This window comes from Kluyvera sp. CHPC 1.251, from assembly GCF_036759945.1.
Taxonomy (GTDB): Bacteria; Pseudomonadota; Gammaproteobacteria; order Enterobacterales; family Enterobacteriaceae; genus Kluyvera; species Kluyvera sichuanensis.
This window is the reverse complement of the sequence record NZ_JAPKIC010000010.1, coordinates 78456-101760: the sequence shown is the minus strand read 5'-3', so window position 1 is coordinate 101760 and position 23305 is coordinate 78456. Positions and strand designations below refer to the sequence as shown.

Below are 23305 nucleotides of genomic sequence, written 5' to 3'. Positions count from 1 at the left end.
AAATCTGAAAATCAGCCCTGAAATGAGCGTGCTATTGGTAAAAGTCACGTTTGGGCATAATACTGTGTGAATTAATGAAATAGAGACTTAACGTCAGAGGTTATAAGGATGAAACCGTTCCGTTTAGCCGTGCTTGCTGTGTTGGCCGCCTCGCTCCTGTCCGGGTGCGACGACAGCGACAACGCTCAGGATGTCAAACCCGCCGTGTCCTCGACGGCGTCACAAAACGTTGCGCCGGTTAAACCGGATGCCGCACAGCTAGCGAAGCTTGCCCAGCAGAGCGAGGGTAAAGCACTCACACTGCTGGATACCTCAGAGGTTCAACTTGACGGTGCGGCAACGCTGGTGCTGACGTTCTCTATTGCGCTCAACCCCGATCAGGATTTCAGCAAAACCGTCCACGTGGTGGATAAGAAAAGCGGCAAGGTGGACGGAGCCTGGGAGCTGGCGCCGAATCTGAAAGAGCTGCGTCTGCGTCATCTGGAGCCGAAGCGCGATCTGATTGTCACCGTTGACCCAGAGCTTGCTGCGCTGAATAAGGCCACCTTCGGCACCAGCGTGGAGAAAACGCTGACCACCCGTGATATTGCCCCAAGCGTTGGCTTCGCCAGCCGCGGCTCGCTGCTGCCGGGTAAAGTGGTGGATGGGCTGCCGGTAATGGTGCTTAACGTGCCGCACGTGGACGTCAACTTCTTCCGTGTGAAGCCGGAATCGCTGGCGGCGTTTGTCAGCCAGTGGGAGTACCGCAGTTCGCTTAGCAACTGGGAGTCCGACGAACTGCTGAAAATGGCGGATCTGGTTTACACCGGGCGTTTCGACCTTAACCCGGCACGTAACACGCGGGAAAAACTACTGCTGCCGCTGAAAGATATTGCGCCGCTGCAGCAGTCCGGCGTCTATATCGCAGTAATGAATCCGGCAGGCCAGTACAGCTACAGTAATGCCGCTACGCTCTTTACTCTCAGCGATGTTGGCGTGTCGTTACACCGTTACCACAACCAGCTTGACGTGTTTACGCAAAGCCTGGAAAACGGCGGAGCCCAGTCGGCGGTTGAGCTCACGCTGCTCAACGACAAAGGGCAAACACTGGCGCAGGCGACCAGCGATGCTCAGGGGCATGCGGTCCTGAAAACTGACAAAGACGCCGCGCTGCTGCTGGCGCGCAAAGAGGGGCAAACCACGTTACTTGACCTCAAGCTGCCGGCGCTCGATCTGGCGGAGTTTAATGTGGCAGGTGACCCTGGCTTCAGCAAACAGTTCTTTATGTTTGGCCCGCGCGATCTTTATCGCCCCGGTGAAACGGTGATCTTCAACGGCCTGCTGCGCGATGGCGATGGCAAAGCGTTACCGGAACAACCGGTGAAGCTGGAGGTGGTGAAACCTGACGGGCAGGTGATTCGCAGCGTCGTCAGCCAGCCGGTGAACGGCCTCTACCAGTTTACCTATCCGCTGGACAGCAGCGCGGCAACCGGCATGTGGCATATTCGTGCCAATACCGGCGATAACCAGCCGCGTGAATGGGATTTCCACGTCGAAGACTTTATGCCTGAGCGTATGGCGCTCAACCTGACGCCGCAGCCGACGCCGCTTGCACCGAGTGATGACGTGAAATTTGACGTGTCGGGCTACTATCTTTACGGCGCACCGGCCAGCGGCAATAGCCTGCAGGGGAAACTGTTTTTACGCCCGCTGCGCGAAGCCGTTGCCGCGCTGCCGGGCTTCCAGTTTGGCGATATTGCCGAACAAAATACCACCCGTAGCCTTGATGAAATGAACCTGACGCTGGATGCCAAAGGTCACGGCGAAGTGACCACCGCCAGCCAGTGGCAGGAGACACATTCACCGCTGCAGGTGATTCTTCAGGCCAGCCTGCTCGAGTCCGGCGGTCGTCCGGTGACTCGTCGCGCCGCGCAGGCCATCTGGCCGGCCTCTGAACTGCCGGGTATTCGCCCACAGTTCGCCAGCAAGGCGGTCTATGACTACCGCACCGATACCACGGTGAATCAGCCGATCGTTGAAGAAAACAGTCAGGCGGCGTTTGATATCGTCTACTCCGACGCCCAGGGTGAAAAAAAGGCCGTTTCCGATCTTCAGGTTCGGCTGATTCGCGAACGCCGCGATTACTACTGGAACTGGTCGGAGAGCGACGGCTGGCAGTCCCGCTTTGATCAAAAAGATTTGGTCGAAGGTGAAGAGACGCTGGCGTTGAAAGCGGACGAAACCGGCAAAGTCAGCTTCCCGGTAGAGTGGGGCGCTTACCGATTAGAAGTGAAGGCACCGAACGATGCGGTGAGCAGCGTGCGTTTCTGGGCCGGCTATAGCTGGCAGGATAACAGCGATGGCAGCGGCGCAGCGCGCCCGGATCGCGTGACGCTGAAACTCGATAAACCGAGCTATCGTCCAGGCGATACTATCAAGTTGCACGTTGCTGCTCCGGCAGCAGGCAAAGGCTATGCTATGGTGGAGTCCAGCGACGGCCCGCTATGGTGGCAGGAAATTAACGTTCCGGCCGAAGGGTTGGATCTCACCATCCCGGTGGATAAGAGCTGGAACCGTCACGACCTCTATCTCAGCACGCTGGTGGTGCGTCCGGGCGATAAATCCCGTTCTGCAACGCCGAAGCGGGCGGTGGGCGTGCTGCATCTGCCGCTCGGCGACGAACAGCGCCGGCTGGATGTGACGCTGGATGGCCCGCAGAAAATGCGTCCAAACCAGCCGCTGGCCGTCAAAATCAAAGTGAAGCGTAAAGAGGGCGATGCGCCGAAGCAGGTGAACGTGCTGCTCTCAGCGGTTGATAGCGGCGTGCTGAATATTACCGACTATATCACGCCGGACCCGTGGCAAGCCTTCTTTGGCCAGAAACGCTACGGCGCGGATATCTACGACATCTACGGTCAGGTGATTGAAGGCCAGGGGCGACTGGCGAGCCTGCGCTTTGGTGGCGACGGCGATGAACTTAACCGCGGCGGCAAACCGCCGGTTAACCACGTCACCATTATTGCTGAACAGGCGCAGCCCGTGGCGCTTGATGAAAACGGCGAGGGTACCGTTACGCTGCCTATCGGTGACTTTAACGGTGAGCTGAGAGTCATGGCGCAGGCGTGGACGGCGGAAGATTTTGGCAGCAGCGAGTCGAAAGTGGTGGTCGCCGCGCCCGTGGTGGTTGAGTTGAATACCCCGCGCTTTATGGCCGGTGGCGACAACGCGCGCCTGACGCTGGATGTGACCAACCTGACGGACAAACCGCAGACGCCCAACGTGCAGTTAGCGGCCAGCGGCCTGCTGCAGCTGAAAAGTGCGCAGCCGCAGCCAGTTACGCTGGAACCAGGTGCGCGCCATACGTTTTTTGTTCCGGTTAGCGCTGGCGAAGGCTACGGTGATGGTGAAGTCAACGTTACGGTGACGGGGATGACGCTGCCGGGTGAAACCCTGGCCGATTTCCACAAACAGTGGAAAATCGGCGTGCGTCCGGCCTACCCGGCACAAACCGTCAATAGCGGTGCGGTGCTGCAACCGGGTGAAAGCTGGAGCGTTGCGGAAAATCAGCATCTGAACTTCTCGCCGGTCACGCTACAGGGGCAGTTGCTGCTGAGCGGTAAACCGCCGCTGAATCTGGCGCGCTATATTCGCGAACTCAAAGCCTACCCTTACGGTTGCCTGGAGCAAACCGCCAGCGGCCTCTTCCCGCAGCTTTATACCAACGCCGCACAGCTGAAAACGTTGGGCATTGTGGGTGATAGTGACGACAAACGCCGGGCAGCGGTTGATATCGGTATCTCGCGTCTGCTGCAAATGCAGAAAGAGAACGGTGGCTTTGCGCTGTGGGATAAAGATGGCCCGGAAGAGTACTGGCTGACCGCCTACGTGATGGACTTCCTGGTGCGCGCGGGTGAACAGGGCTATAGCGTACCGGCAGAAGCGATTAACAAAGGCAACAACCGCCTGCTGCGCTATCTGCAAGAGCCGGGTTTGATGAGCGTACGCTATACCGATGATAACGCGGCAAGCCGCTTTGCCATTCAGGCTTATGCGGGTCTGGTGCTGGCGCGGCAGCAAAAAGCGCCGCTTGGCGCGCTGCGCGAATTGTGGGAGCGTCGCGCTCAGGCGGGTTCCGGACTGCCGTTAATGCAGCTGGGCATTGCGCTGAAAGCAATGGGAGATGCGCCACGCAGCGAACAGGCTATCCAGCTCTCACTCACTACCAAACGTGAAGATCAGCGACGCTGGCTGGCAGATTATGGCAGCGCACTTCGTGATAACGCGCTGATGCTTTCACTGCTGGAAGAGAACAAGCTGCTGCCAGACGCGCAAAACACGCTGCTGCAAACACTCTCCGAGCAGGCATTCAGCGAGCGCTGGCTGTCAACCCAGGAGAACAATGCGCTGTTCCTGGCGGCGAAAGGCGTGCTGGACCTGCCGGGTAACTGGCAGGCGCAGGCCTCGTTTGCAAGCCAGCCGCTGCAGGGGGATAAAGCCCTGACGCGGAATCTCGACGGCGATCAGCTCGCTACATTGACGGTGACCAACAAAGGGGAACAGCCGCTGTGGCTGCGCCTGGATAGCACCGGGTATCCGGAAAATGCACCCGCGGCGTCCAGCAATGTGCTGCACATTGAGCGTCAATTCTACGGCACCGACGGGCAGCGTAAATCGCTCTCTTCTCTGCGCAGCGGCGAGCTGGTGCTGGTGAAGCTGGACGTTAATGCCAGTCAGAACGTACCAGACGCGTTGGTCGTCGATATGCTGCCAGCGGGGCTGGAGCTGGAAAACCAGAATCTGGCGAACAGCAGCGCTAATCTGCAGGACAACGGTACTGAGGTGCAGGAGTGGCTCAACCAGATGCAGCAGGCGGATATCCAGCATATGGAGTTCCGCGACGATCGCTTTGTGGCAGCGGTTGCCGTCAGTGCAAATCAGCCGGTCACGCTGGTCTATCTGGCCCGTGCGGTGATGCCGGGTACTTACCGCGTGCCGCCGTCTCAGGTTGAGTCTATGTATGTTCCTGGCTGGCGCGCCGTTGGGGCGGCGGACGATATGCTGATCGTTGTGCCGTAGGATGCGTCTTGCCTGGATTAAACGCCCCGTCTGGCGATGGCTTGCCGGGGCGATCGTATTGTTATGGGCCGCCGTTGTACTGGCGGATAAACTCTGGCCGCTGCCGCTCCATGAGGTGGCTCCGGCTCGGGTGGTGGTAGCAGAGGATGGCAGTCCGCTGTGGAGATTTGCCGATGCGCAGGGGATCTGGCGTTACCCGGTGACCATCGAAGAGGTGTCCCCGCGATATCTTGATGCCCTCATTCAGTATGAAGACCGCTGGTTCTGGGATCACCCCGGCGTGAATCCATTTTCTATTGCCCGCGCGGCCTGGCAGGATGTGACCTCTGGCCGCGTGGTCTCCGGTGGCAGCACTCTGACCATGCAGGTCGCACGGTTGCTCGACCCGCACCCGCGAACCTTCGGCGGTAAATTTCGCCAGCTCTGGCGCGCGATGCAGCTGGAGTGGCACCTCTCCAAGCGTGACATTCTCACCCTTTATCTTAATCGCGCCCCGTTTGGCGGCACGCTGCAGGGCATTGGCGCGGCAAGCTGGGCCTATCTCGGAAAACCACCTGCCCAGCTAAGCTATGCCGATGCTGCACTGCTGGCCGTGTTGCCGCAGGCACCGAGCCGATTGCGCCCAGATCGCTGGCCTGAACGTGCTCAGGCGGCACGTAACAAAGTGCTGGACCGCATGCAGGCCCAGCAGGTCTGGTCTGCGGCGGTGGTGAAAGAAGCCAAAGAGGAGCCGGTGTGGCTGTTTCCCCGGCAGATGCCGCAGCTTGCACCGCTGTTTGCCCGTCATATGCTGGCGCAGAGCCGGGATGAAAAAATCACCACCACGCTGGATGCTGGGCTGCAGCGTCAATTGGAAGAGATGGCGCTGAACTGGAAATCGCGCCTGCCGCCACGTAGCTCGCTGGCGATGGTGGTGGTGGACAACCGCAATATGAAGGTGCGCGGCTGGGTAGGTTCGGCGGATATCGCTGACGACAGCCGTTTTGGCCATGTCGATATGGTGACGGCGGTACGTTCGCCGGGATCGGTGCTGAAACCGTTTTTGTACGGCATGGCGCTCGATAGCGCGTTAATTCACCCTGAATCGCTGCTACAGGACGTCCCCCGGCGCGTGGGCGACTATCGTCCTGGCAATTTTGATAGCGGTTTCCACGGCCCGGTCAGCATGAGCGAGGCGCTGGTGCGCTCGCTGAATCTCCCGGCAGTGCAGGTGCTGGACGCCTACGGACCGAAGCAGTTTGCCGCGCGTTTGCGTAATGCCGGGCTGCCGCTGATTTTGCCTGCGGGCGCGGAGCCGAATCTGTCGCTGATCCTCGGCGGTGCAGGCGCGCGACTGGCGGATATCACCGCGGCCTATAGCGCTCTGGCTCGCCATGGCAAGGTCGGAAAATTACGCATGCTGGTGAGTGACCCGCTGGTGGAGCGACCGCTGCTCTCACCCGGTGCGGCGTGGATCATTCGCCGTATCCTCGCCGGTGAAGCCCAGCCGGTGCCGGACGCATCCCTGCCTCAGGTGGTGCCGCTGGCGTGGAAAACCGGCACTAGCTATGGCTATCGCGATGCGTGGGCTATCGGCGTAAATGCTCGCTACAGCATCGGGATCTGGACGGGCAGGCCAGACGGCACGCCGGTTGCCGGGCAGTTTGGGTTTGCCAGCGCGATCCCGCTGCTAAATCAGGTGAGTAACCTGCTGCTTGCGAATACTGCGCGCCAGCAGGAAGGTCGCGATCCGCGTCCTGCCTCGGTCAGTTCAGCGGAAATTTGCTGGCCGGGCGGGCAGTCGTTACCTGCCGGAGACAGCAATTGTCGCCGACGTCTGTCGACATGGGTGCTGGATAATAGCCTGCCGCCGACGCTGCTGCTGCCGGAGCAGGAAGGGATGCAGGGGATTCGTTTCCCGCTGTGGCTGGATAGCGAAGGCAAGCGCGTTGCGGCGGATTGTCCTGATGCCCGTGAAATCACGCTCGACGTCTGGCCGCTGCCGCTGGAGCCGTGGCTGCCCGTCGGTGAGCGACGCGCCGCACGGTTGCCGCCGGTTTCGACGCGTTGCCCACCGCGCCAATTACAGAACGCTGCCCCGCTGATGCTTTCCGGTATTCGTGAAGATGCCGTGATTCGACGCTTGCCCGGAGAACCGAGCGCAAAGGTGGTTTTGCAGGCAAGCGGCGGGGAAGGGCGGCGCTGGTGGTTCCTCAACGGTGACCCGCAAACGAGCGCAGGGGATAGCCTGACCTTAACGCTGACGAACCCGACGCGCTATCAACTGGTGGTGATGGATGAGACCGGGCAGACCTCGGTGGTGAACTTTACGCTGCAGTGAGTGATATTGCCGGGCGGATACCGTGTTGTAGGCCCGATAAGCGCAGCGACATCGGGCAAAACCGGCGCACAATAGACAAACCGGGCTTGTTACAAAATGTGTTGCTTAAAAGTGTTTTATTTTAAAAAAATGTTACCTTCATCCATAGGCAACGACGCATCCGGTCTTTATAATCCGCGCCAGGTCATACAACAGCTGTATGCACGACAACATAAAATTAGAGGTAATCATGGCTATTGAACGTACTTTTTCCATCATCAAGCCAAACGCGGTGGCAAAAAACGTTATTGGCAGCATCTTCTCTCGCTTTGAATCAGCAGGGTTTAAGATTGTTGGCACCAAAATGCTGCACCTGACCGTTGAGCAGGCTCGTGGCTTCTACGCTGAGCACGATGGTCGTCCATTCTTCGACGGTCTGGTTGAGTTCATGACCTCCGGCCCAATCGTGGTTTCTGTACTGGAAGGCGAAAACGCCGTTCAGCGTCACCGTGACCTGCTGGGCGCAACCAACCCAGACAACGCGCTGGCTGGCACTCTGCGTGCTGACTACGCGGACAGCTTCACCGAAAACGGCACCCACGGTTCTGACTCCGTAGAATCCGCCGCGCGCGAAATCGCTTTCTTCTTCGCAGAAGGCGAAGTGTGCCCACGTACCCGCTAAGGGCACGTTTACACTTTATTTAGCGAATGCCGCGTGCAGACGTGGCATCCATGCGCCAGAATTTGTACAATGCAGCGCCCCCGGACGAGCAGACCGCTTTCCTGGGGCGCTTCTTTTTATCAACCCTCCAGGGGCCATAACGTGTAACAACGAGGCCGGAATAGAAAATGTCTGAACAAATTGTCACGCCTGAGAGCGCCATCCCGGCGGTTCCCAACAAAGATGGAAAAATTAACCTGCTGGATCTTAGCCGTCCGCAGATGCGCGAGTTTTTTAAAGACTTAGGCGAAAAACCCTTCCGCGCCGATCAGGTGATGAAGTGGATGTACCACTACTGCTGCGACGACTTTGATGAGATGACTGACATCAACAAAGTGCTGCGTGGCAAGCTCAAAGAAGTCGCTGAAATTCGCGCCCCTGAAGTGGTGGAAGAGCAGCGTTCATCTGACGGCACCATTAAATGGGCGATTGCCGTCGGCGATCAGCGCGTTGAAACCGTCTATATCCCGGAAGACGACCGCGCGACCCTGTGCGTCTCTTCACAGGTCGGCTGCGCGTTAGAGTGTAAATTCTGCTCTACGGCCCAGCAGGGCTTCAACCGTAACCTGCGGGTATCGGAAATCATCGGCCAGGTCTGGCGCGCGGCGAAAATCGTCGGTGCCGTCAAAGCGACCGGCGTACGTCCCATCACCAACGTGGTGATGATGGGCATGGGCGAGCCTCTGCTGAACCTGACCAACGTGGTTCCAGCGATGGAAATCATGCTGGACGATTTCGGTTTTGGTCTCTCCAAACGTCGTGTAACCCTGTCTACCTCAGGCGTTGTGCCTGCGCTGGATAAGCTGGGTGATATGATTGACGTGGCGCTGGCGATTTCCCTGCACGCTCCGAACGACACCATCCGTGATGAAATTGTACCTATCAACAAAAAGTACAATATCGCCACCTTCCTGGAATCCGTTCGCGGCTATATCTCGAAATCCAACGCCAACCAGGGTCGTGTGACCATCGAGTACGTCATGCTGGACCATATCAACGATGGTACCGAGCATGCGCATGAACTGGCGGCATTGCTGAAAGATACGCCATGTAAGATCAACCTGATCCCATGGAACCCGTTCCCGGGCGCGCCGTATGGCCGCAGCTCGAACAGCCGTATCGATCGTTTCTGTAAAGTATTGATGGGCTATGGCTTTACCACCATTGTGCGTAAAACGCGCGGTGATGATATTGACGCCGCCTGCGGCCAGCTGGCCGGTGACGTTATCGACCGCACCAAGCGTACAATGCGTAAGCGTATGCAGGGTGAAGCGATCGACGTGAAAGCGCTGTAATTCAGCGTGGCGTGCGCCTGAAAAGGCGCACGCAAAGCCAAGTGCTTAAGGATTAGGCGAAACGTACTGATTTGGATAATAATTACGGTGCGTTTCGATAAGTATTGAGGCAGTATGTAGCGTTGCAACAACAGCGTAACGACGGCCTTTGACGCTGTTTTGAAGTTGGGTATACCGGGCAGCTTGTCGGTCTGTCCGATAGCAACGATCGGATGTTTCGCGGTGCGGGTACGGTTCCGCATCAGAACCTTAAATTTCACGAATCAGCAGTTGTAGCGAATGAATACTGAAACCAACCACGACCAACAAGAAGCACAAACCACGGGTGTCCGTCTGCGTACTGCCCGTGAACAACTCGGACTCAGCCAGCAAGCCGTTGCAGAACGCTTGTGCCTGAAGGTTTCCACCGTTCGTGATATTGAAGAAGATAAGGCGCCTGCTGAACTCGCTTCAACATTCTTGCGTGGTTATATCCGCTCCTACGCTCGCCTCGTGCATATTCCCGAGGAAGAGCTGCTGCCGATGATGGAAAAGCAAGCACCGGTACGCGCGGCGAAAGTCGCACCGATGCAGACCTTCTCCCTGGGCAAACGTCGCAAAAAACGCGATGGCTGGCTGATGAGCTTTACCTGGCTCGTGCTGTTCGTGGTAGTCGGTTTAACCGTCGCCTGGTGGTGGCAGAATCATAAAGCGCAGCAGGAAGAGATCACCACCATGGCCGATCAATCCTCCGTTGAGCTGAAAGCGAGCGGCAACGACTCGCAGGATATCCCGCTGAACACCGGCGCGGATGCGAACCAGGCTCCAACAACCGCTGATTCCGCAGCTGCACCAGATACCGTGACTGCCGCGCCAACGGATGCTGCACCGACTGCGACTACCGCACCTGTCGCGACCGCACAGAATAACGCCGTTGTGGCACCGTCTCAGGCTAACGTCGACGGTACCGCAGCGCAAACCACCACCCCTGCACCGCAGACCGCAACGCCGGGTGCACTGCCAACCGACCCGGCGCAAACTGCCGCACCGGTTGCTGATGCTAACGCGCTGGTGATGAACTTCTCCGCCGACTGCTGGCTGGAAGTGACCGACGCTACCGGTAAAAAGCTGTTCAGCGGCCTGCAGCGTAAAGGTGGTAACCTGAACCTGACCGGCCAGGCACCTTACAAACTGAAAATTGGTGCACCGGCCGCAGTACAGATCGCCTACCAGGGTAAACCGGTCGATCTGAGCCGCTTTATCAGAACTAACCAGGTTGCGCGCCTGACCGTGAGTGCTGAACAATCACCAGCACAATAACAGACGCGTAATGCGGGAGATTTTTCATGCACAACCAGGCTCCAATTCAACGTAGAAAATCCACACGCATTTACGTTGGGAACGTGCCGATCGGCGATGGGGCTCCTATCGCCGTACAGTCGATGACCAATACGCGCACAACAGACGTTGAAGCGACGGTTAATCAAATTAAGGCGTTGGAACGCGTGGGGGCGGATATCGTTCGTGTATCCGTGCCGACGATGGACGCCGCTGAAGCTTTCAAGCTTATCAAACAGCAGGTTAACGTCCCGCTGGTTGCCGATATCCACTTCGACTACCGTATCGCTCTGAAAGTGGCGGAGTACGGCGTTGACTGCCTGCGTATTAACCCAGGCAACATCGGCAACGAAGAGCGTATTCGCATGGTTGTTGATTGCGCTCGTCACAAAAACATCCCTATCCGTATCGGCGTGAACGCTGGGTCGCTGGAAAAAGATCTGCAGGAAAAATACGGCGAACCTACGCCGCAGGCGCTGCTTGAATCAGCAATGCGCCATGTGGATCACCTCGATCGTCTGAACTTCGACAAGTTTAAAGTCAGCGTGAAAGCGTCCGACGTTTTCCTGGCGGTGGAATCCTATCGCCTGCTGGCTAAACAGATCGATCAGCCGCTGCACCTCGGGATCACCGAAGCGGGCGGTCTGCGTAGCGGCTCCGTGAAGTCGGCCATTGGCCTCGGCCTGCTGCTGTCCGAAGGGATCGGCGACACGCTGCGCGTTTCGCTGGCGGCGGATCCGGTTGAAGAGATCAAAGTCGGTTTCGATATTCTGAAATCACTGCGCATCCGCGCGCGCGGGATCAACTTCATCGCCTGCCCAACCTGCTCACGTCAAGAGTTTGACGTTATCGGGACGGTCAACGCGCTGGAGCAGCGTCTGGAAGATATCATCACCCCGATGGACGTATCGATCATCGGCTGCGTGGTAAACGGCCCTGGCGAAGCGCTGGTGTCGACGCTCGGCGTGACCGGCGGCAACAAAAAAAGCGGCCTGTATGAAGACGGCGTGCGTAAAGATCGCGTCGATAACGACGATATGATTAGCCAGCTTGAAGCAAGGATCCGCGCGAAAGCGTCGGTGCTTGATGAAGCGCGCCGTATCGACGTTCAGCAGGTTGAAAAATAACGAGATGGGAAGCGGCTTGCTTCCTGTGTATGATTGAACCCCAGGTGCCAAACGCGCCGAGGGTTCATTTTTATATATAAAGAGAATTAACGTGGCAAAAAACATTCAAGCCATTCGCGGCATGAACGATTATCTGCCTGGCGAGACCGCCATCTGGCAGCGCATTGAAGGCACACTCAAGCAGGTGCTCGGCAGCTACGGTTATAGCGAAATCCGTTTGCCGATTGTAGAGCAGACCCCGTTGTTCAAACGCGCTATCGGTGAAGTGACCGACGTGGTTGAAAAAGAGATGTATACCTTCGAAGACCGCAATGGCGATAGCCTGACGCTGCGTCCGGAAGGTACTGCGGGCTGCGTACGCGCCGGCATCGAACATGGTCTTCTGTACAATCAGGAGCAGCGTCTGTGGTACATCGGGCCGATGTTCCGCCACGAACGCCCTCAAAAAGGACGTTACCGCCAGTTCCATCAGCTGGGTGTCGAAGTGTTTGGCCTGCAGGGGCCGGATATCGACGCCGAGCTTATCATGCTGACCGCGCGCTGGTGGCGTGCGCTGGGCATGGCAGAACACGTGAACCTGGAGCTGAACTCCATCGGTTCTCTGGAAGCCCGCGCCAACTATCGTGACGCGCTGGTGGCCTTCCTTGAGCAGCACGTAGACGTGCTGGACGAAGACTGCAAACGTCGTATGTACAGCAACCCGCTGCGCGTGCTGGATTCCAAAAACCCAGACGTACAGGCGCTGCTGAACAACGCCCCTGCGCTGGGTGACTACCTGGACGAAGAGTCCCGCGAGCACTTTGCTGGCCTGTGCGCACAGCTGGATGCCGCTGGTATCGCCTACACCGTTAACCAGCGTCTGGTTCGCGGTCTGGACTACTACAACCGCACCGTTTTCGAATGGGTGACCAACAGCCTCGGCTCGCAGGGTACCGTTTGTGCAGGCGGTCGTTATGATGGTCTGGTTGAGCAACTGGGCGGCCGTGCTACCCCTGCGGTAGGCTTCGCGATGGGTCTGGAACGTCTTGTTTTATTAGTTCAGGCAGTTAATCCGGAATTTAAAGCCGATCCTGTTGTCGATATATACCTGGTTGCTTCAGGCACCGATACTCAGTCAGCCGCCATGCGTCTGGCAGAGCAGGTGCGTGATGCGTTACCGGGCGTGAAGCTGATGACCAACCACGGCGGCGGCAACTTTAAGAAGCAGTTTGCCCGCGCTGATAAATGGGGCGCACGTATTGCCCTGGTTCTGGGTGAGTCTGAGGTTGAGCAAGCCACTGTTGTCGTGAAGGATTTGCGCTCTGGTGAGCAGACAACCGTAACGCAGGAAGGCGTTGCCGCGCATTTGCGCACTATTCTGGGTTAATCTCCAGGACATTATTATCAGGAGAAGGGCTGCGTGGAAATTAATAACGAAAACGATCAGGTTGAGGCGATTAAAAGCTTCTTTGCCGAAAATGGTAAAGCGCTGGCCGTTGGGGTCATTCTGGGGATTGGTGCGCTGGTTGGCTGGCGTTACTGGAACTCGCATCAGTTAGATTCGGCCCGTGAGTCCTCTGCGGCTTATGAAAACGCCGTCTCTTCTCTGAGTTCAGGGAAACCGGAAGCGCTGGCCGCCGCGGAGAAATTTGCCGCCGACAGTAAAAACACCTATGGTGCGTTTGCTTCTCTGGAACTGGCTCAGGTCTTCGTGGATAAAAGCGACCTTGCTCAGGCTGAAAAACAGCTGCAGCAGGGCCTGGCTGCCGCATCTGATGATAATCTGAAATCCGTCATCAGCCTGCGTCTGGCGCGCGTTCAGCTACAGCTGAAGCAGCCTGACGTTGCTCTGAAAACGCTGGAAGGCGTGAAGGGCGAAGGCTGGACGGCAATTGTTGCTGATTTACGCGGGGAAATCCTGCTCAGTAAAGGTGACAAGCAGGGCGCACGTGCGGCGTGGGAAGCTGGCGCTAAGAGCGATGCATCGCCCGCGCTGAGCGAAATGATGCGCATGAAAATTAATAATTTGTCCGTCTGAGAGGGACCCGATGCAATTGCGTAAATTACTTTTGCCAGGACTGCTTTCTGTCACTCTGTTGAGTGGTTGTTCACTGTTTAGCGGCGAAGAAGATGTGGTTAAAATGTCTCCTCTGCCAACCGTAGAAAACCAGTTTACGCCGTCTACCGCATGGGATGTCTCCGTCGGCAGCGGTATCGGTGATTTCTACTCTAACCTGCATCCGGCTTATGCGGACAGCGTGGTTTACGCGGCTGACCGTAAAGGTACCGTGAAAGCGCTGAACGCGGATGACGGCAAAGAAGTGTGGTCCGTTAACCTGGCGGAAAAAGATGGCTGGTTCTCTCGTAAGCCAGCGCTGCTCTCCGGTGGCCTGACCGTTGCCGGCGGCCACGTTTACGTGGGCAGCGAAAAAGCGCAGGTTTATGCGCTGGATGCGGGCGACGGTTCCGTTGTCTGGAAAACCACGGCGGCCGGCGAAGTGCTGTCTCGTCCAACTGTCAGCGATGGTCTGGTGTTGGTGCATACCAGCAACGGTCAGCTGCAGGCACTGGATGAAAACAGCGGTGTCGTGAAATGGACGGTGAACCTGGATATGCCTGCGCTCTCTCTGCGCGGTGAATCTGCACCGGCTGTGGCTTTCGGCGCGGCGATTGTTGGCGGCGATAATGGCCGTGTGAGCGCGGTACTGATGCAGCAGGGCCAGATGATCTGGCAGCAGCGTATTTCTCAGGCTACCGGTTCTACCGAAATCGATCGTCTGAGCGATGTGGATACCACACCGGTTATCGTGAATGGCGTTGTCTATGCGTTAGCCTACAATGGTAACCTGACGGCGCTGGATCTGCGCAGCGGCCAGATCATGTGGAAACGTGAGCTGGGCTCGGTGAATGACTTCATCGTTGACGGCAATCGTATCTACATCGTTGACCAGAACGACCGTCTGCTGGCACTGACCACCGACGGTGGCGTGACCCTGTGGACGCAGAGCGATCTGCTGCACCGTCTGCTGACCTCTCCGGCGCTGTATAATGGCAGCCTCGTGGTGGGTGACGCAGAAGGTTACATGCACTGGATTAACCCGGAAGATGGGCGTTTTGTCGCTCAGCAGAAGGTTGACAGCGCGGGCTTCCTGACGGAGCCAGTGGTGGCTGATGGTAAACTGCTGATTCAGGCGAAAGACGGTACGGTTTACGCGATTACGCGTTAACGGCGGCGTTGGTTCAGCAATGGACGGCTCCTGAATGCTCAGGGGCCGTTTGCTATTTATAGATTTTGTCAAAATTTTGAGTATATGAGGCTTTAACATGGTACCTGTGGTCGCGCTTGTCGGGCGCCCTAATGTTGGAAAATCCACGCTTTTTAACCGCCTGACGCGCACTCGTGATGCGCTGGTTGCGGATTTCCCGGGTCTGACTCGTGACCGTAAGTACGGTCGTGCTGAAGTTGAAGGGCGTGAGTTTATCTGTATCGATACCGGCGGTATCGATGGCACGGAAGAGGGCGTGGAAACACGCATGGCGGAACAGTCGCTGATGGCGATTGAAGAAGCTGATGTCGTGCTGTTCATGGTGGATGCGCGTGCGGGGCTGATGCCTGCGGACGAAGGTATCGCCAAGCATCTGCGTTCTCGTGAAAAGCCCACCTTCCTGGTGGCGAACAAAACCGACGGGATTGACCCGGATCAGGCGATTGCTGACTTCTGGTCGCTGGGCCTCGGTGAAATTCACGCGATTGCGGCCTCTCACGGTCGTGGCGTAACCACGCTGCTGGAGACCGTTCTGCTGCCGTTCGTTGACGACGTCAACCCGCCGGAAGAAGTGGACGAAGATGCCGAGTACTGGGCGAAGTTTGAAGCCGAGAATGGCGAAGCGGTTGAAGAACCGGAAGACGACTTCAACCCGCAAGACTTGCCAATCAAAATCGCTATCGTGGGCCGTCCGAACGTAGGTAAGTCTACGCTTACTAACCGTATCCTCGGCGAAGACCGCGTGGTGGTTTACGATATGCCGGGTACTACCCGCGACAGTATCTATATCCCAATGGAACGCGATGAGCGTGAATATGTTCTCATCGACACCGCAGGCGTGCGCAAGCGCGGCAAGGTAACGGATACGGTTGAGAAGTTCTCCGTCATCAAAACCCTGCAGGCTATTGAAGATGCGAACGTTTGTCTGCTGGTAATTGATGCCCGTGAAGGTATCTCTGACCAGGACCTGTCGCTGTTGGGCTTTATCCTCAATAGTGGGCGCTCACTTGTTATCGTCGTCAACAAGTGGGACGGCCTGAGCATGGAAGTGAAAGAGCAAGTGAAAGAGACCCTGGACTACCGTCTGGGCTTTATCGACTTTGCTCGCGTACACTTTATCTCCGCACTGCACGGCAGCGGCGTAGGTAACCTGTTCGAATCTATCCGTGAAGCGTATGACAGCTCTACCCGCCGCGTGGGTACCGCGATGCTGACCCGCATCATGACCATGGCGACAGAAGATCACCAGCCGCCGCTGGTTCGCGGTCGTCGCGTGAAGCTGAAATATGCCCACGCCGGTGGCTATAACCCGCCGATTGTAGTTATCCACGGTAACCAGGTGAAAGACCTGCCGGATTCCTACAAGCGCTATCTGATGAACTACTTCCGCAAATCGCTGGATGTGATGGGTACGCCTATCCGCATTCAGTTCAAGGAAGGCGAAAACCCGTATGCGAACAAACGCAATACGTTGACGCCGACCCAGATACGTAAGCGTCAGCGTTTGATTCGCCACATTAAGAAAAGCAAATAAGCGATTCTTTAAGCGCCGAAAAGCTAAAAACCCGCGAAAGCGGGTTTTTTTATGGACGTTGTAGGTCGGATAAGCAAAGCGCCATCCGGCGTTATTATGATTTCCAGCGTGACTGACGAATCACGCTACAGAAATTGCCGGGTATAAACGTTGGGTCTTTGTCGCAAATAACATCTGCTTTTACATTGCCGAAGGTGGTCTGGGTTTTACCCTTGATCCCATCGTAAAACGCACTAATGATATTCTCTTTAAAGTTGTCCAGGCGCGGGTGCTGCTGGACGACCGCTTCACGATTCGCATCGCTAACCTCATCGTAGCCAATTCCCAGCACGTCCATTTCCACACCTGCAGTTAACAGCGCTATCTCCGGGGCCATAAATTCCGGAATACCGGGCGTGGTGTGCAGGGCTATCGCTGTCCACACTTTATCAATATCGGCAGCCGCGATGCCGTGGCCTTCCAGGAAAGCTCGGGCGGCGTTGGCGCCATCGACTTCAAATCGCTTATCGCAACTGCAATGCTCATGCGTCAGGCCAATATCATGGAACATACAGCCGACGTACAGCAGTTCGTGGTCCACTTTCAGCTCCCGGCGTGCTCCAGCCAGCGCCCCCCAGTAGTAGACGCGACTGGAGTGGTGGAACAGCAGGTCACTTTCGGTATCGCGAATAAACTCGGTGGTTTCGCGAGCCAGTTTGCTGTCGGGAATACGGATGCCTTGCACGTTGATGGTCATATTTTTCTCCTCACGGGTTGTTGAAGGAGAGTTTACAGGGCATTCTGTACGTCATGAATTGTCGTATTAAGACGATTTAAGACATTGCATCGAATCAGGACACCCCGCTCATGAAACGCATTATTGCTCTACTTGCCGTGCCCGGCGTTCAGCTACTGGACGTTTCCGGCCCGCTGGATGTCTTTGCCGAGGCCAACCGGATCCTGCATCGTAAGGTGTATGAGTTCGCGGTTATTGCACTGGAAGAGATGACGGTAAGCGCGTCATCCGGCGTGAAGCTGATGGCGAACACGCAACTGGCGGAAACCAGGGAACTACAGCCGGATACGTTTTTGCTGGCCGGGGCGCCGGAAGTCTGGCAACAGACGTTAAACCAGGAGCAAATCGGGCATATCCGCAGACTTTGTGACAGTAGTCGTCGCTACGGCTCGGTCTGTACCGGTGCGTTTCTATTAGCGCAAACGGGACTGCTGGCCCAGCGTAAAATCACCACCCATTGGGCCATGACGTCCCGCTTTATGGCGACGTTCTCAGACGTTGAGGTTGATGCCGACGCGCTGTATGTCGCGGACGGCCCGGTCAGAACGGCGGCAGGGGTGACTTCGGGTATGGATTTAGCCATTCGATTAGTGGAAGAAGATCTGGGGCGCGAGGTGGCGCAGGAGATAGCCTGTAATCTGGTTATGTTTTTCCGCCGCCCGGTGAATCAGGGGCATTTCATACGCCACAGCGCGGTCTCTACGACCGGCCGCAACGCCTTTCAGGATTTGCAGCGCTGGACGCTTGCCAACCTGCCGACGGTGCTGAGCCTGCAGGATATGGCTGACCATATTGGTCTTAGCGCACGCCATCTGGGCAGGCTGTTTCGGCAGGAAATGAATATGGCCGCCGGAGAGTGGCTGGAGGCTGGGCGGATTGACCGGGCTAAAATGCTACTGGAAAGCGGCACGCTGCCGCTGAAAACCATCGCCAGCCAGTGCGGATATTCCAGCAGCGATGTGCTGCGTCGGGCTTTCATTAAGCGTGTCGGTATCACGCCGTCGATGTACCGACGGCTGAATGTGGCCAGACCGTGGGCGCAATTGTCGGAGTAAGCAGCGAACTTAACCGCTTTATGAAGCTGCTTATGGCAGGTTGTTCTCGCGTAGCCGAAAATTATCATCCAGACTTAAACCAAAGACGTAGTCTGTACAGGCATTGTGCTTTACACTGCGCGCTGCAAAAATTGAGTCAACAAACGATTAAAGTAGGCGGTAAGGTCGATGAACGGAACAATCACAACCTGGTTTAAAGATAAAGGTTTTGGGTTTATCAAAGATGAAAACGGCGATAACCGCTATTTTCATGTGATTAAGGTTGCCAACCCCGATCTGATTAAAAAAGATGCCGCGGTGACCTTCGAACCCACCACCAACAACAAAGGGCTGTCTGCTTACGCGGTGAAAGTTATCCCGGAAAGCAAACATATCTATATCGCGGGCGAGCGCATCAAGCTCACGTCGATCAAATCCTTCCTGGTTTACAGCGAGGAAGTGCCTGCCGATACCCGTATTGATAAAGAGAATGCGGTGTTATCCGTTGGGCTTCTGATGAACAGCATCAAGCCAAAATCAGCGGAGAAAACGGGTGAAATGCGCACGCTGAAGAAATTGGCGATCACCACTTTCCAGGGCACGACGCTCATTTTCTCGGAAGATGAGATTGATATTGAAGCCACGGTAAAAATGCTCAAGGTCTGAGACTAGCTCAACCGCGAAGAATGAGATTAACCCCAGGAGCGATGTATGAATAATGACATTCCACTGAAGTATTATGATATTGCCGAAGAGTACGCCTCTGAATCGGCGAAACCCGTCGGCGAGAGCGAACTGGATGCGCTGGCGCACTACTTCCAGCTGCTGCTGACCCGTTTAATGAATAACGAAGAGATCAGCGAAGAAGCCCAGCAGGAGATGGCGACCGAAGCCGGTATCAGCGCGCAGCGTATTGATGAGATTGCCAACTTCCTCAATGAGTGGGGCAACGAGTAACGCGTTACGCCTCTGCGGGGCGTTGCATCCAGCGATCCCAGTCGGGGTTTTCCCCGATGCTCTCAACCAGAAAATCGATAAAACTTCTGACCTTGGGATCCTGGTAATGCCCCGGATGATACAGCGCGTACAGGCTGTAATTATTTTCTCTCGCACTATATTCCGTCAGTACCGGCACCAGCTCACCCCGGGCAATCGAGTCGCCCAACATATAGGTCGGCAGGCTGACTATTCCCTGGTGATGCAGCGCAGCGTGAAGTAGCCCGAGCGTGCTGTTCACTTCGATGATGCTGTTCACCTTTAGCGCGCTAAAGCTGCCGTTGACGTTCTGATAGCGCCAGTTATCGGAAACGTTAGGATTTATCAGACAGTCGTGCTGCTCAAGATCCTCAAGCCGTTGCGGCATGCCACGCCGTGCGAAATAGTCCCGGCTGGCGCAGTACACCCAGTTAATTTTGCAGATTTTACGCAGTGCAAAATTAGTGGGTGGGTGTGCGGTAATTCTGAGGGCAATATCAAAATTCTCTTCGTTAAGATTGACGTTCTGGTCGTTTAAATCGACACAGAGCGTGACGTCCGGGTTGTCCTGACGATAGTCGCTGTAAATACGCATCAGATGACAAACACCGAAGGCAATAGAGCAGGTGACGCGCAGCTTGCCCTGTGGGTGATGGTTAAAGCTGGCGATATTGGCCAACGACTCGTCTAGTTCTTCTAGCAGGCGCTGTGCGCGGGACAGTAGATATTGACCAGGTTCGGTCAGAATTAAGGTGCGGGTGGTGCGTTTTAACAGAACGACACCGAGCTGATCCTCAAGCTGGGCAACACTTCGGCTCACAGAAGAGGGCGTCAGATTCAGCTTTTGCGCAGCGGCAGAAAAACTATTGCACTCCACCACTTTGATAAACGTTTTCAGATGATGAAAGATGGAATAGTTATCAATTTTTAATTTTGCGAGCGCCGTATTTTTATTTAATGACATCTCTACCTCTTTTTTTAGCTGAACAATAGCCGTGAAGATTTCGAAGTTTGAACACCATCACGGAAATGGTGAGCTGCTCGCTGACCTATTCGCCATGTGCAATAAAGAACGCCGCCTGCTGCCACCTTACCCGAACCTGCTCAGAAAGAATAATAGAATATCATTATGATGTAATTGTCTGTTTTTGAATGGGTTGCTGGTGTATGCCCAGAGATTGGGATGATTATCAACTTTTGCGTTAAACGCAAAGGTATTGTTAGTGATTAACACCGTTCGGACCTTTCTTTATCCCTGCCTTATCCCCTAACATTTGTGCTGACAGACACCTCAATCCAGTTTTTTGAGTTTCTATTCTAAATAACACTTATAAATAGGAAGGCATTTAATGGCTGAGATACTCGAAAATAAAGCTAATAATTTATATAAATCCGTGCCCTTCACGAAATATGATGTCGGTTGGGTGATCCTCTGTATCGGGATGGCAATCGGGGCCGGGATTGTGTTTATGCCGGTGCAGGTCGGGATCAAAGGTATTTGGGTTTTTATCACTTCAGTGGTAATTGCGTATCCGGCGATTTATATCCTGCAAAGCCTCTATCTTAAAACGCTGTCTGAAACGGAAGATTGCCAGGATTATGCCAGCGTTATCACCCAGTATCTGGGAAAAAACTGGGGGATGGGGTTAGGGATTGCCTACTTCTTGATGCTGCTGCACGGTATGTTCGGCTATTCGCTGGCGGTGACTTTCGACAGCGCCTCTTATATTCAAACCTTTGGCCTGACGAAAGGGCTGCTGTCGGACTCGATCTGGTATGGACTCATCATTCTAACGATACTGGTCTGTATTGCCTCGCAGGGCGAAAAGCTATTGTTTAAGGTCTCCGGACCGATGGTGTGCGTAAAGTTTGCCATTATCGTTGTGCTAGGACTGGTGATGGTGCCGTACTGGAATTTTGGCAATATCAGCGCCTTTCCGCCGCTGTTTGACTTCCTGCGCGACGTGCTCTTAACGCTGCCGTTTACGCTGTTTTCTATCTTGTTCGTACAGATTCTAAGTCCGATGAATATTGCCTATCGCAAAGTCGAAGCGGATAAGCGCATTGCCACCTACCGGGCGATCCGCGCCAATCGGGTGGCCTATATCGTGCTTGCCGTTGCGGTACTGTTCTTTGCCTTCTCGTTCACCTTTGCCATCAGTCGAGAGCAGGCGGTATCGGCTTTTGAACAGAATATTTCGGCGCTTGCCATCGCCGCCCAGGTCATTCCCGGCTCGGTGGTTAAAGTGATGAGCGCGCTGCTTAATATTTTTGCCATTCTCACCGCGTTTCTCGGCATCTATCTCGGTTTTCAGGAGGCGATTAAGGGCATCGTGGTGAACGTTATCACCCGTTTTATGCCTGAGGAGAAGATCAACCAGAAGGTGCTGCACGTGGCAATTAGCATTGGTGTGATCCTCGCGCTGTGGGTCTGGATCTCGACGCGTTTTTCGATCCTGTTCTTTATGCAACTTGGCAGCCCGCTGTTTGGCCTGGTGTCCTGCCTGATCCCTTGCTATCTGGTTTATAAGGTGAAGGTGCTGCATCAGTTTAAAGGCCCGGGGGTCTGGTTCATCATTTTCTTCGGCATCTTGCTGTGTCTATCGCCCTTCTTTAAGTTCTTTGAGTAACGTTCGGTGGTTACGATGTTTTCGCGACCAGGGAAATTTATGAGGTAATCCATGAGTAATCGATCCACATCCGACTTTAACATCAGCACGCAAATCACCCAGCTTGGCAGGGATGCCAGCAAACAGGCGGGATTTGTGAACGTACCGGTCTATCGCGGCTCGACGGTAATTTTCCCGACGGTAAGTGACCTTGAACATAACCGCGCTGAGTTTAACTACGGCACCATGGGCACGCCGACTATCGCCAGCCTGGAGAATGCGTGGAGTGCGCTGGCGGGGGCTGCGGGTACGGTGCTGTCGCCGTCTGGCCTGGGGGCGATTGCGCTGTCGCTTTTGACCACGCTGAAAGCGGGCGATCACCTGCTGATGCCCGATAGTGTTTATCGGCCAACCCGTAACTTCTGTGCCGGGATGTTGACCAAAATGGGTATTGAAACCACCTATTACGACCCGCTGATTCGTGCGGGCATTGAGAGCCTGTTCCGGCCCAACACCACCACGCTATTCCTGGAGTCACCGGGGTCACAAAGCTTTGAGATTCAGGATGTTCCGGCGATGACCAAGGCGGCGAAAAAGCACAACATTGCCACCATTATCGATAACACCTGGGCGACGCCGATTTTCTTCCGCGCCCACGAGCACGGCTGTGACCTGTCGCTGGAGGCGGGGACCAAATACCTCGGCGGCCATTCCGACCTGCTGATGGGCGTGGTGTCGGCCAATGAAAGCTGGTGGCCACAGCTTCGCCAGACCTACGATTTGATGGCGATGCTGCCCGGTGCCGAAGACTGTTTCCTGGCGCTGCGCGGCTTGCGCACTATGCATCTGCGCCTGAAAGAGGCTGAAAAACGTGGCCTGGAGATGGCGCACTGGCTAAGCGAACGCCCTGAGGTGATGAAAGTGCTGCACCCGGCGCTGCCGGAATGCCCGGGGCATGAACTGTGGAAGCGTGATTTTACCGGTTCATCCGGGCTGTTCTCTTTCGTGCTTAAGCCGGAATTTACCAAAGCGGGTGTGGCGAACATGCTGGATCATATGGGCATTTTCGGCATGGGGTATTCATGGGGTGGGTTCGAAAGCCTGATGATTCCGTTTAACTGCGCTGATTATCGTACCGCCACCACCTGGCAGCCGGGTGGCCTGACGCTGCGCATCCAGATTGGCCTTGAAGATATGGATGACCTGAAGACCGATCTGGCAGAAGGTTTTACGCGATTGCGCGCGGTTCTGTAACCCGATAGCCCATCGTGAACAATAATTCACGATGGCGCTTCACGCATAATGGCGCTAAATGTCGT

Annotated in this window: 17 protein-coding genes; 15 read left to right on the top strand and 2 right to left on the bottom strand. The window is 55.8% G+C overall.

Annotation, left to right across the window (positions count from 1 at the left end; translation table 11 throughout):
* Positions 1 to 108: 108 nt before the first annotated feature.
* From V6940_RS18360 to der, 10 genes are all read left to right on the top strand, one after another.
* Entirely contained in the window at positions 109 to 5055 is a 4947-nt protein-coding gene (locus tag V6940_RS18360; RefSeq protein ID WP_333496815.1) for an alpha-2-macroglobulin family protein, read from the top strand.
* Between the two features lies 1 nt (position 5056).
* On the top strand, positions 5057 to 7375 hold the full coding sequence (gene pbpC, locus V6940_RS18355; protein ID WP_333496814.1) for a peptidoglycan glycosyltransferase PbpC: 2319 nt from the start codon (positions 5057 to 5059) through the stop codon (positions 7373 to 7375).
* A 229-nt stretch (positions 7376 to 7604) separates the two neighbouring features.
* Entirely contained in the window at positions 7605 to 8036 is a 432-nt protein-coding gene (gene ndk, locus V6940_RS18350; RefSeq protein WP_035891385.1) for a nucleoside-diphosphate kinase, read from the top strand.
* 167 nt (positions 8037 to 8203) lie between these two features.
* On the top strand, positions 8204 to 9370 hold the full coding sequence (locus V6940_RS18345; protein ID WP_333496813.1) for a bifunctional tRNA (adenosine(37)-C2)-methyltransferase TrmG/ribosomal RNA large subunit methyltransferase RlmN: 1167 nt from the start codon (positions 8204 to 8206) through the stop codon (positions 9368 to 9370).
* Between the two features lie 279 nt (positions 9371 to 9649).
* Positions 9650 to 10669: a cytoskeleton protein RodZ gene (rodZ, locus tag V6940_RS18340; protein ID WP_333496812.1), complete on the top strand. Its 1020-nt coding sequence runs from the start codon at positions 9650 to 9652 to the stop codon at positions 10667 to 10669.
* 26 nt (positions 10670 to 10695) lie between these two features.
* On the top strand, positions 10696 to 11814 hold the full coding sequence (gene ispG / locus V6940_RS18335) for a flavodoxin-dependent (E)-4-hydroxy-3-methylbut-2-enyl-diphosphate synthase (protein WP_333496811.1): 1119 nt from the start codon (positions 10696 to 10698) through the stop codon (positions 11812 to 11814).
* Positions 11815 to 11905: 91 nt separating this feature from the next.
* The gene (hisS, locus tag V6940_RS18330; RefSeq protein WP_333496810.1) at positions 11906 to 13180 is read left to right on the top strand and encodes a histidine--tRNA ligase; all 1275 of its coding nucleotides are present in this window, start codon (positions 11906 to 11908) and stop codon (positions 13178 to 13180) included.
* Between the two features lie 33 nt (positions 13181 to 13213).
* A complete protein-coding gene (locus tag V6940_RS18325; protein ID WP_185668898.1) occupies positions 13214 to 13831 on the top strand; it encodes a YfgM family protein in 618 nt (205 codons plus the stop codon).
* Between the two features lie 10 nt (positions 13832 to 13841).
* Positions 13842 to 15020: an outer membrane protein assembly factor BamB gene (bamB, locus tag V6940_RS18320; RefSeq protein WP_185668899.1), complete on the top strand. Its 1179-nt coding sequence runs from the start codon at positions 13842 to 13844 to the stop codon at positions 15018 to 15020.
* A 97-nt stretch (positions 15021 to 15117) separates the two neighbouring features.
* The gene (gene der / locus V6940_RS18315) at positions 15118 to 16593 is read left to right on the top strand and encodes a ribosome biogenesis GTPase Der (RefSeq protein ID WP_333496809.1); all 1476 of its coding nucleotides are present in this window, start codon (positions 15118 to 15120) and stop codon (positions 16591 to 16593) included.
* A 94-nt stretch (positions 16594 to 16687) separates the two neighbouring features.
* Here the strand turns inward: der and V6940_RS18310 are convergent, their stop codons facing one another.
* A complete protein-coding gene (locus tag V6940_RS18310) occupies positions 16688 to 17329 on the bottom strand; it encodes an HD domain-containing protein (RefSeq protein WP_333496808.1) in 642 nt (213 codons plus the stop codon).
* 110 nt (positions 17330 to 17439) lie between these two features.
* On the opposite strand from V6940_RS18310, the gene V6940_RS18305 reads away from it, so the two are divergent.
* The 3 genes from V6940_RS18305 to V6940_RS18295 all read left to right on the top strand — a co-directional run bounded on the left by V6940_RS18305 (position 17440) and on the right by V6940_RS18295 (position 19359).
* Positions 17440 to 18423: a GlxA family transcriptional regulator gene (locus V6940_RS18305; RefSeq protein ID WP_333496807.1), complete on the top strand. Its 984-nt coding sequence runs from the start codon at positions 17440 to 17442 to the stop codon at positions 18421 to 18423.
* A 168-nt stretch (positions 18424 to 18591) separates the two neighbouring features.
* Positions 18592 to 19068 carry a cold-shock protein gene (locus V6940_RS18300; RefSeq protein ID WP_333496806.1) on the top strand — a complete coding sequence of 159 codons (477 nt, stop codon included), beginning with the start codon at positions 18592 to 18594 and terminating at the stop codon, positions 19066 to 19068.
* A 45-nt stretch (positions 19069 to 19113) separates the two neighbouring features.
* A complete protein-coding gene (locus V6940_RS18295; protein ID WP_123650323.1) occupies positions 19114 to 19359 on the top strand; it encodes a DUF2543 family protein in 246 nt (81 codons plus the stop codon).
* A 4-nt stretch (positions 19360 to 19363) separates the two neighbouring features.
* Here the strand turns inward: V6940_RS18295 and V6940_RS18290 are convergent, their stop codons facing one another.
* The gene (locus V6940_RS18290; RefSeq protein ID WP_333496805.1) at positions 19364 to 20341 is read right to left on the bottom strand and encodes a LysR family transcriptional regulator; all 978 of its coding nucleotides are present in this window, start codon (positions 20339 to 20341) and stop codon (positions 19364 to 19366) included.
* 385 nt (positions 20342 to 20726) lie between these two features.
* On the opposite strand from V6940_RS18290, the gene V6940_RS18285 reads away from it, so the two are divergent.
* The gene (locus tag V6940_RS18285) at positions 20727 to 22007 is read left to right on the top strand and encodes an amino acid permease (RefSeq protein WP_333496804.1); all 1281 of its coding nucleotides are present in this window, start codon (positions 20727 to 20729) and stop codon (positions 22005 to 22007) included.
* A gap of 51 nt (positions 22008 to 22058) precedes the next feature.
* On the top strand, positions 22059 to 23240 hold the full coding sequence (metC, locus tag V6940_RS18280; RefSeq protein ID WP_333496803.1) for a cystathionine beta-lyase: 1182 nt from the start codon (positions 22059 to 22061) through the stop codon (positions 23238 to 23240).
* The last annotated feature ends 65 nt before the right edge of the window (positions 23241 to 23305 follow it).

Bases quoted from the DNA above. Each gene is read 5' to 3' on its own strand.
- metC (WP_333496803.1), top strand. From the start codon at position 22,059: ATGAGTAATCGATCCACATCCGACTTTAACATCAGCACGCAAATCACC.
- rodZ (WP_333496812.1), top strand. From the start codon at position 9,650: ATGAATACTGAAACCAACCACGACCAACAAGAAGCACAAACCACGGGT.
- bamB (WP_185668899.1), top strand. From the start codon at position 13,842: ATGCAATTGCGTAAATTACTTTTGCCAGGACTGCTTTCTGTCACTCTG.
- der (WP_333496809.1), top strand. From the start codon at position 15,118: ATGGTACCTGTGGTCGCGCTTGTCGGGCGCCCTAATGTTGGAAAATCC.
- V6940_RS18300 (WP_333496806.1), top strand. From the start codon at position 18,592: ATGAACGGAACAATCACAACCTGGTTTAAAGATAAAGGTTTTGGGTTT.
- V6940_RS18290 (WP_333496805.1), bottom strand. From the start codon at position 20,341: ATGTCATTAAATAAAAATACGGCGCTCGCAAAATTAAAAATTGATAAC.
- ndk (WP_035891385.1), top strand. From the start codon at position 7,605: ATGGCTATTGAACGTACTTTTTCCATCATCAAGCCAAACGCGGTGGCA.
- V6940_RS18295 (WP_123650323.1), top strand. From the start codon at position 19,114: ATGAATAATGACATTCCACTGAAGTATTATGATATTGCCGAAGAGTAC.
- V6940_RS18345 (WP_333496813.1), top strand. From the start codon at position 8,204: ATGTCTGAACAAATTGTCACGCCTGAGAGCGCCATCCCGGCGGTTCCC.
- ispG (WP_333496811.1), top strand. From the start codon at position 10,696: ATGCACAACCAGGCTCCAATTCAACGTAGAAAATCCACACGCATTTAC.
- V6940_RS18285 (WP_333496804.1), top strand. From the start codon at position 20,727: ATGGCTGAGATACTCGAAAATAAAGCTAATAATTTATATAAATCCGTG.
- V6940_RS18360 (WP_333496815.1), top strand. From the start codon at position 109: ATGAAACCGTTCCGTTTAGCCGTGCTTGCTGTGTTGGCCGCCTCGCTC.
- V6940_RS18305 (WP_333496807.1), top strand. From the start codon at position 17,440: ATGAAACGCATTATTGCTCTACTTGCCGTGCCCGGCGTTCAGCTACTG.
- pbpC (WP_333496814.1), top strand. From the start codon at position 5,057: ATGCGTCTTGCCTGGATTAAACGCCCCGTCTGGCGATGGCTTGCCGGG.
- V6940_RS18310 (WP_333496808.1), bottom strand. From the start codon at position 17,329: ATGACCATCAACGTGCAAGGCATCCGTATTCCCGACAGCAAACTGGCT.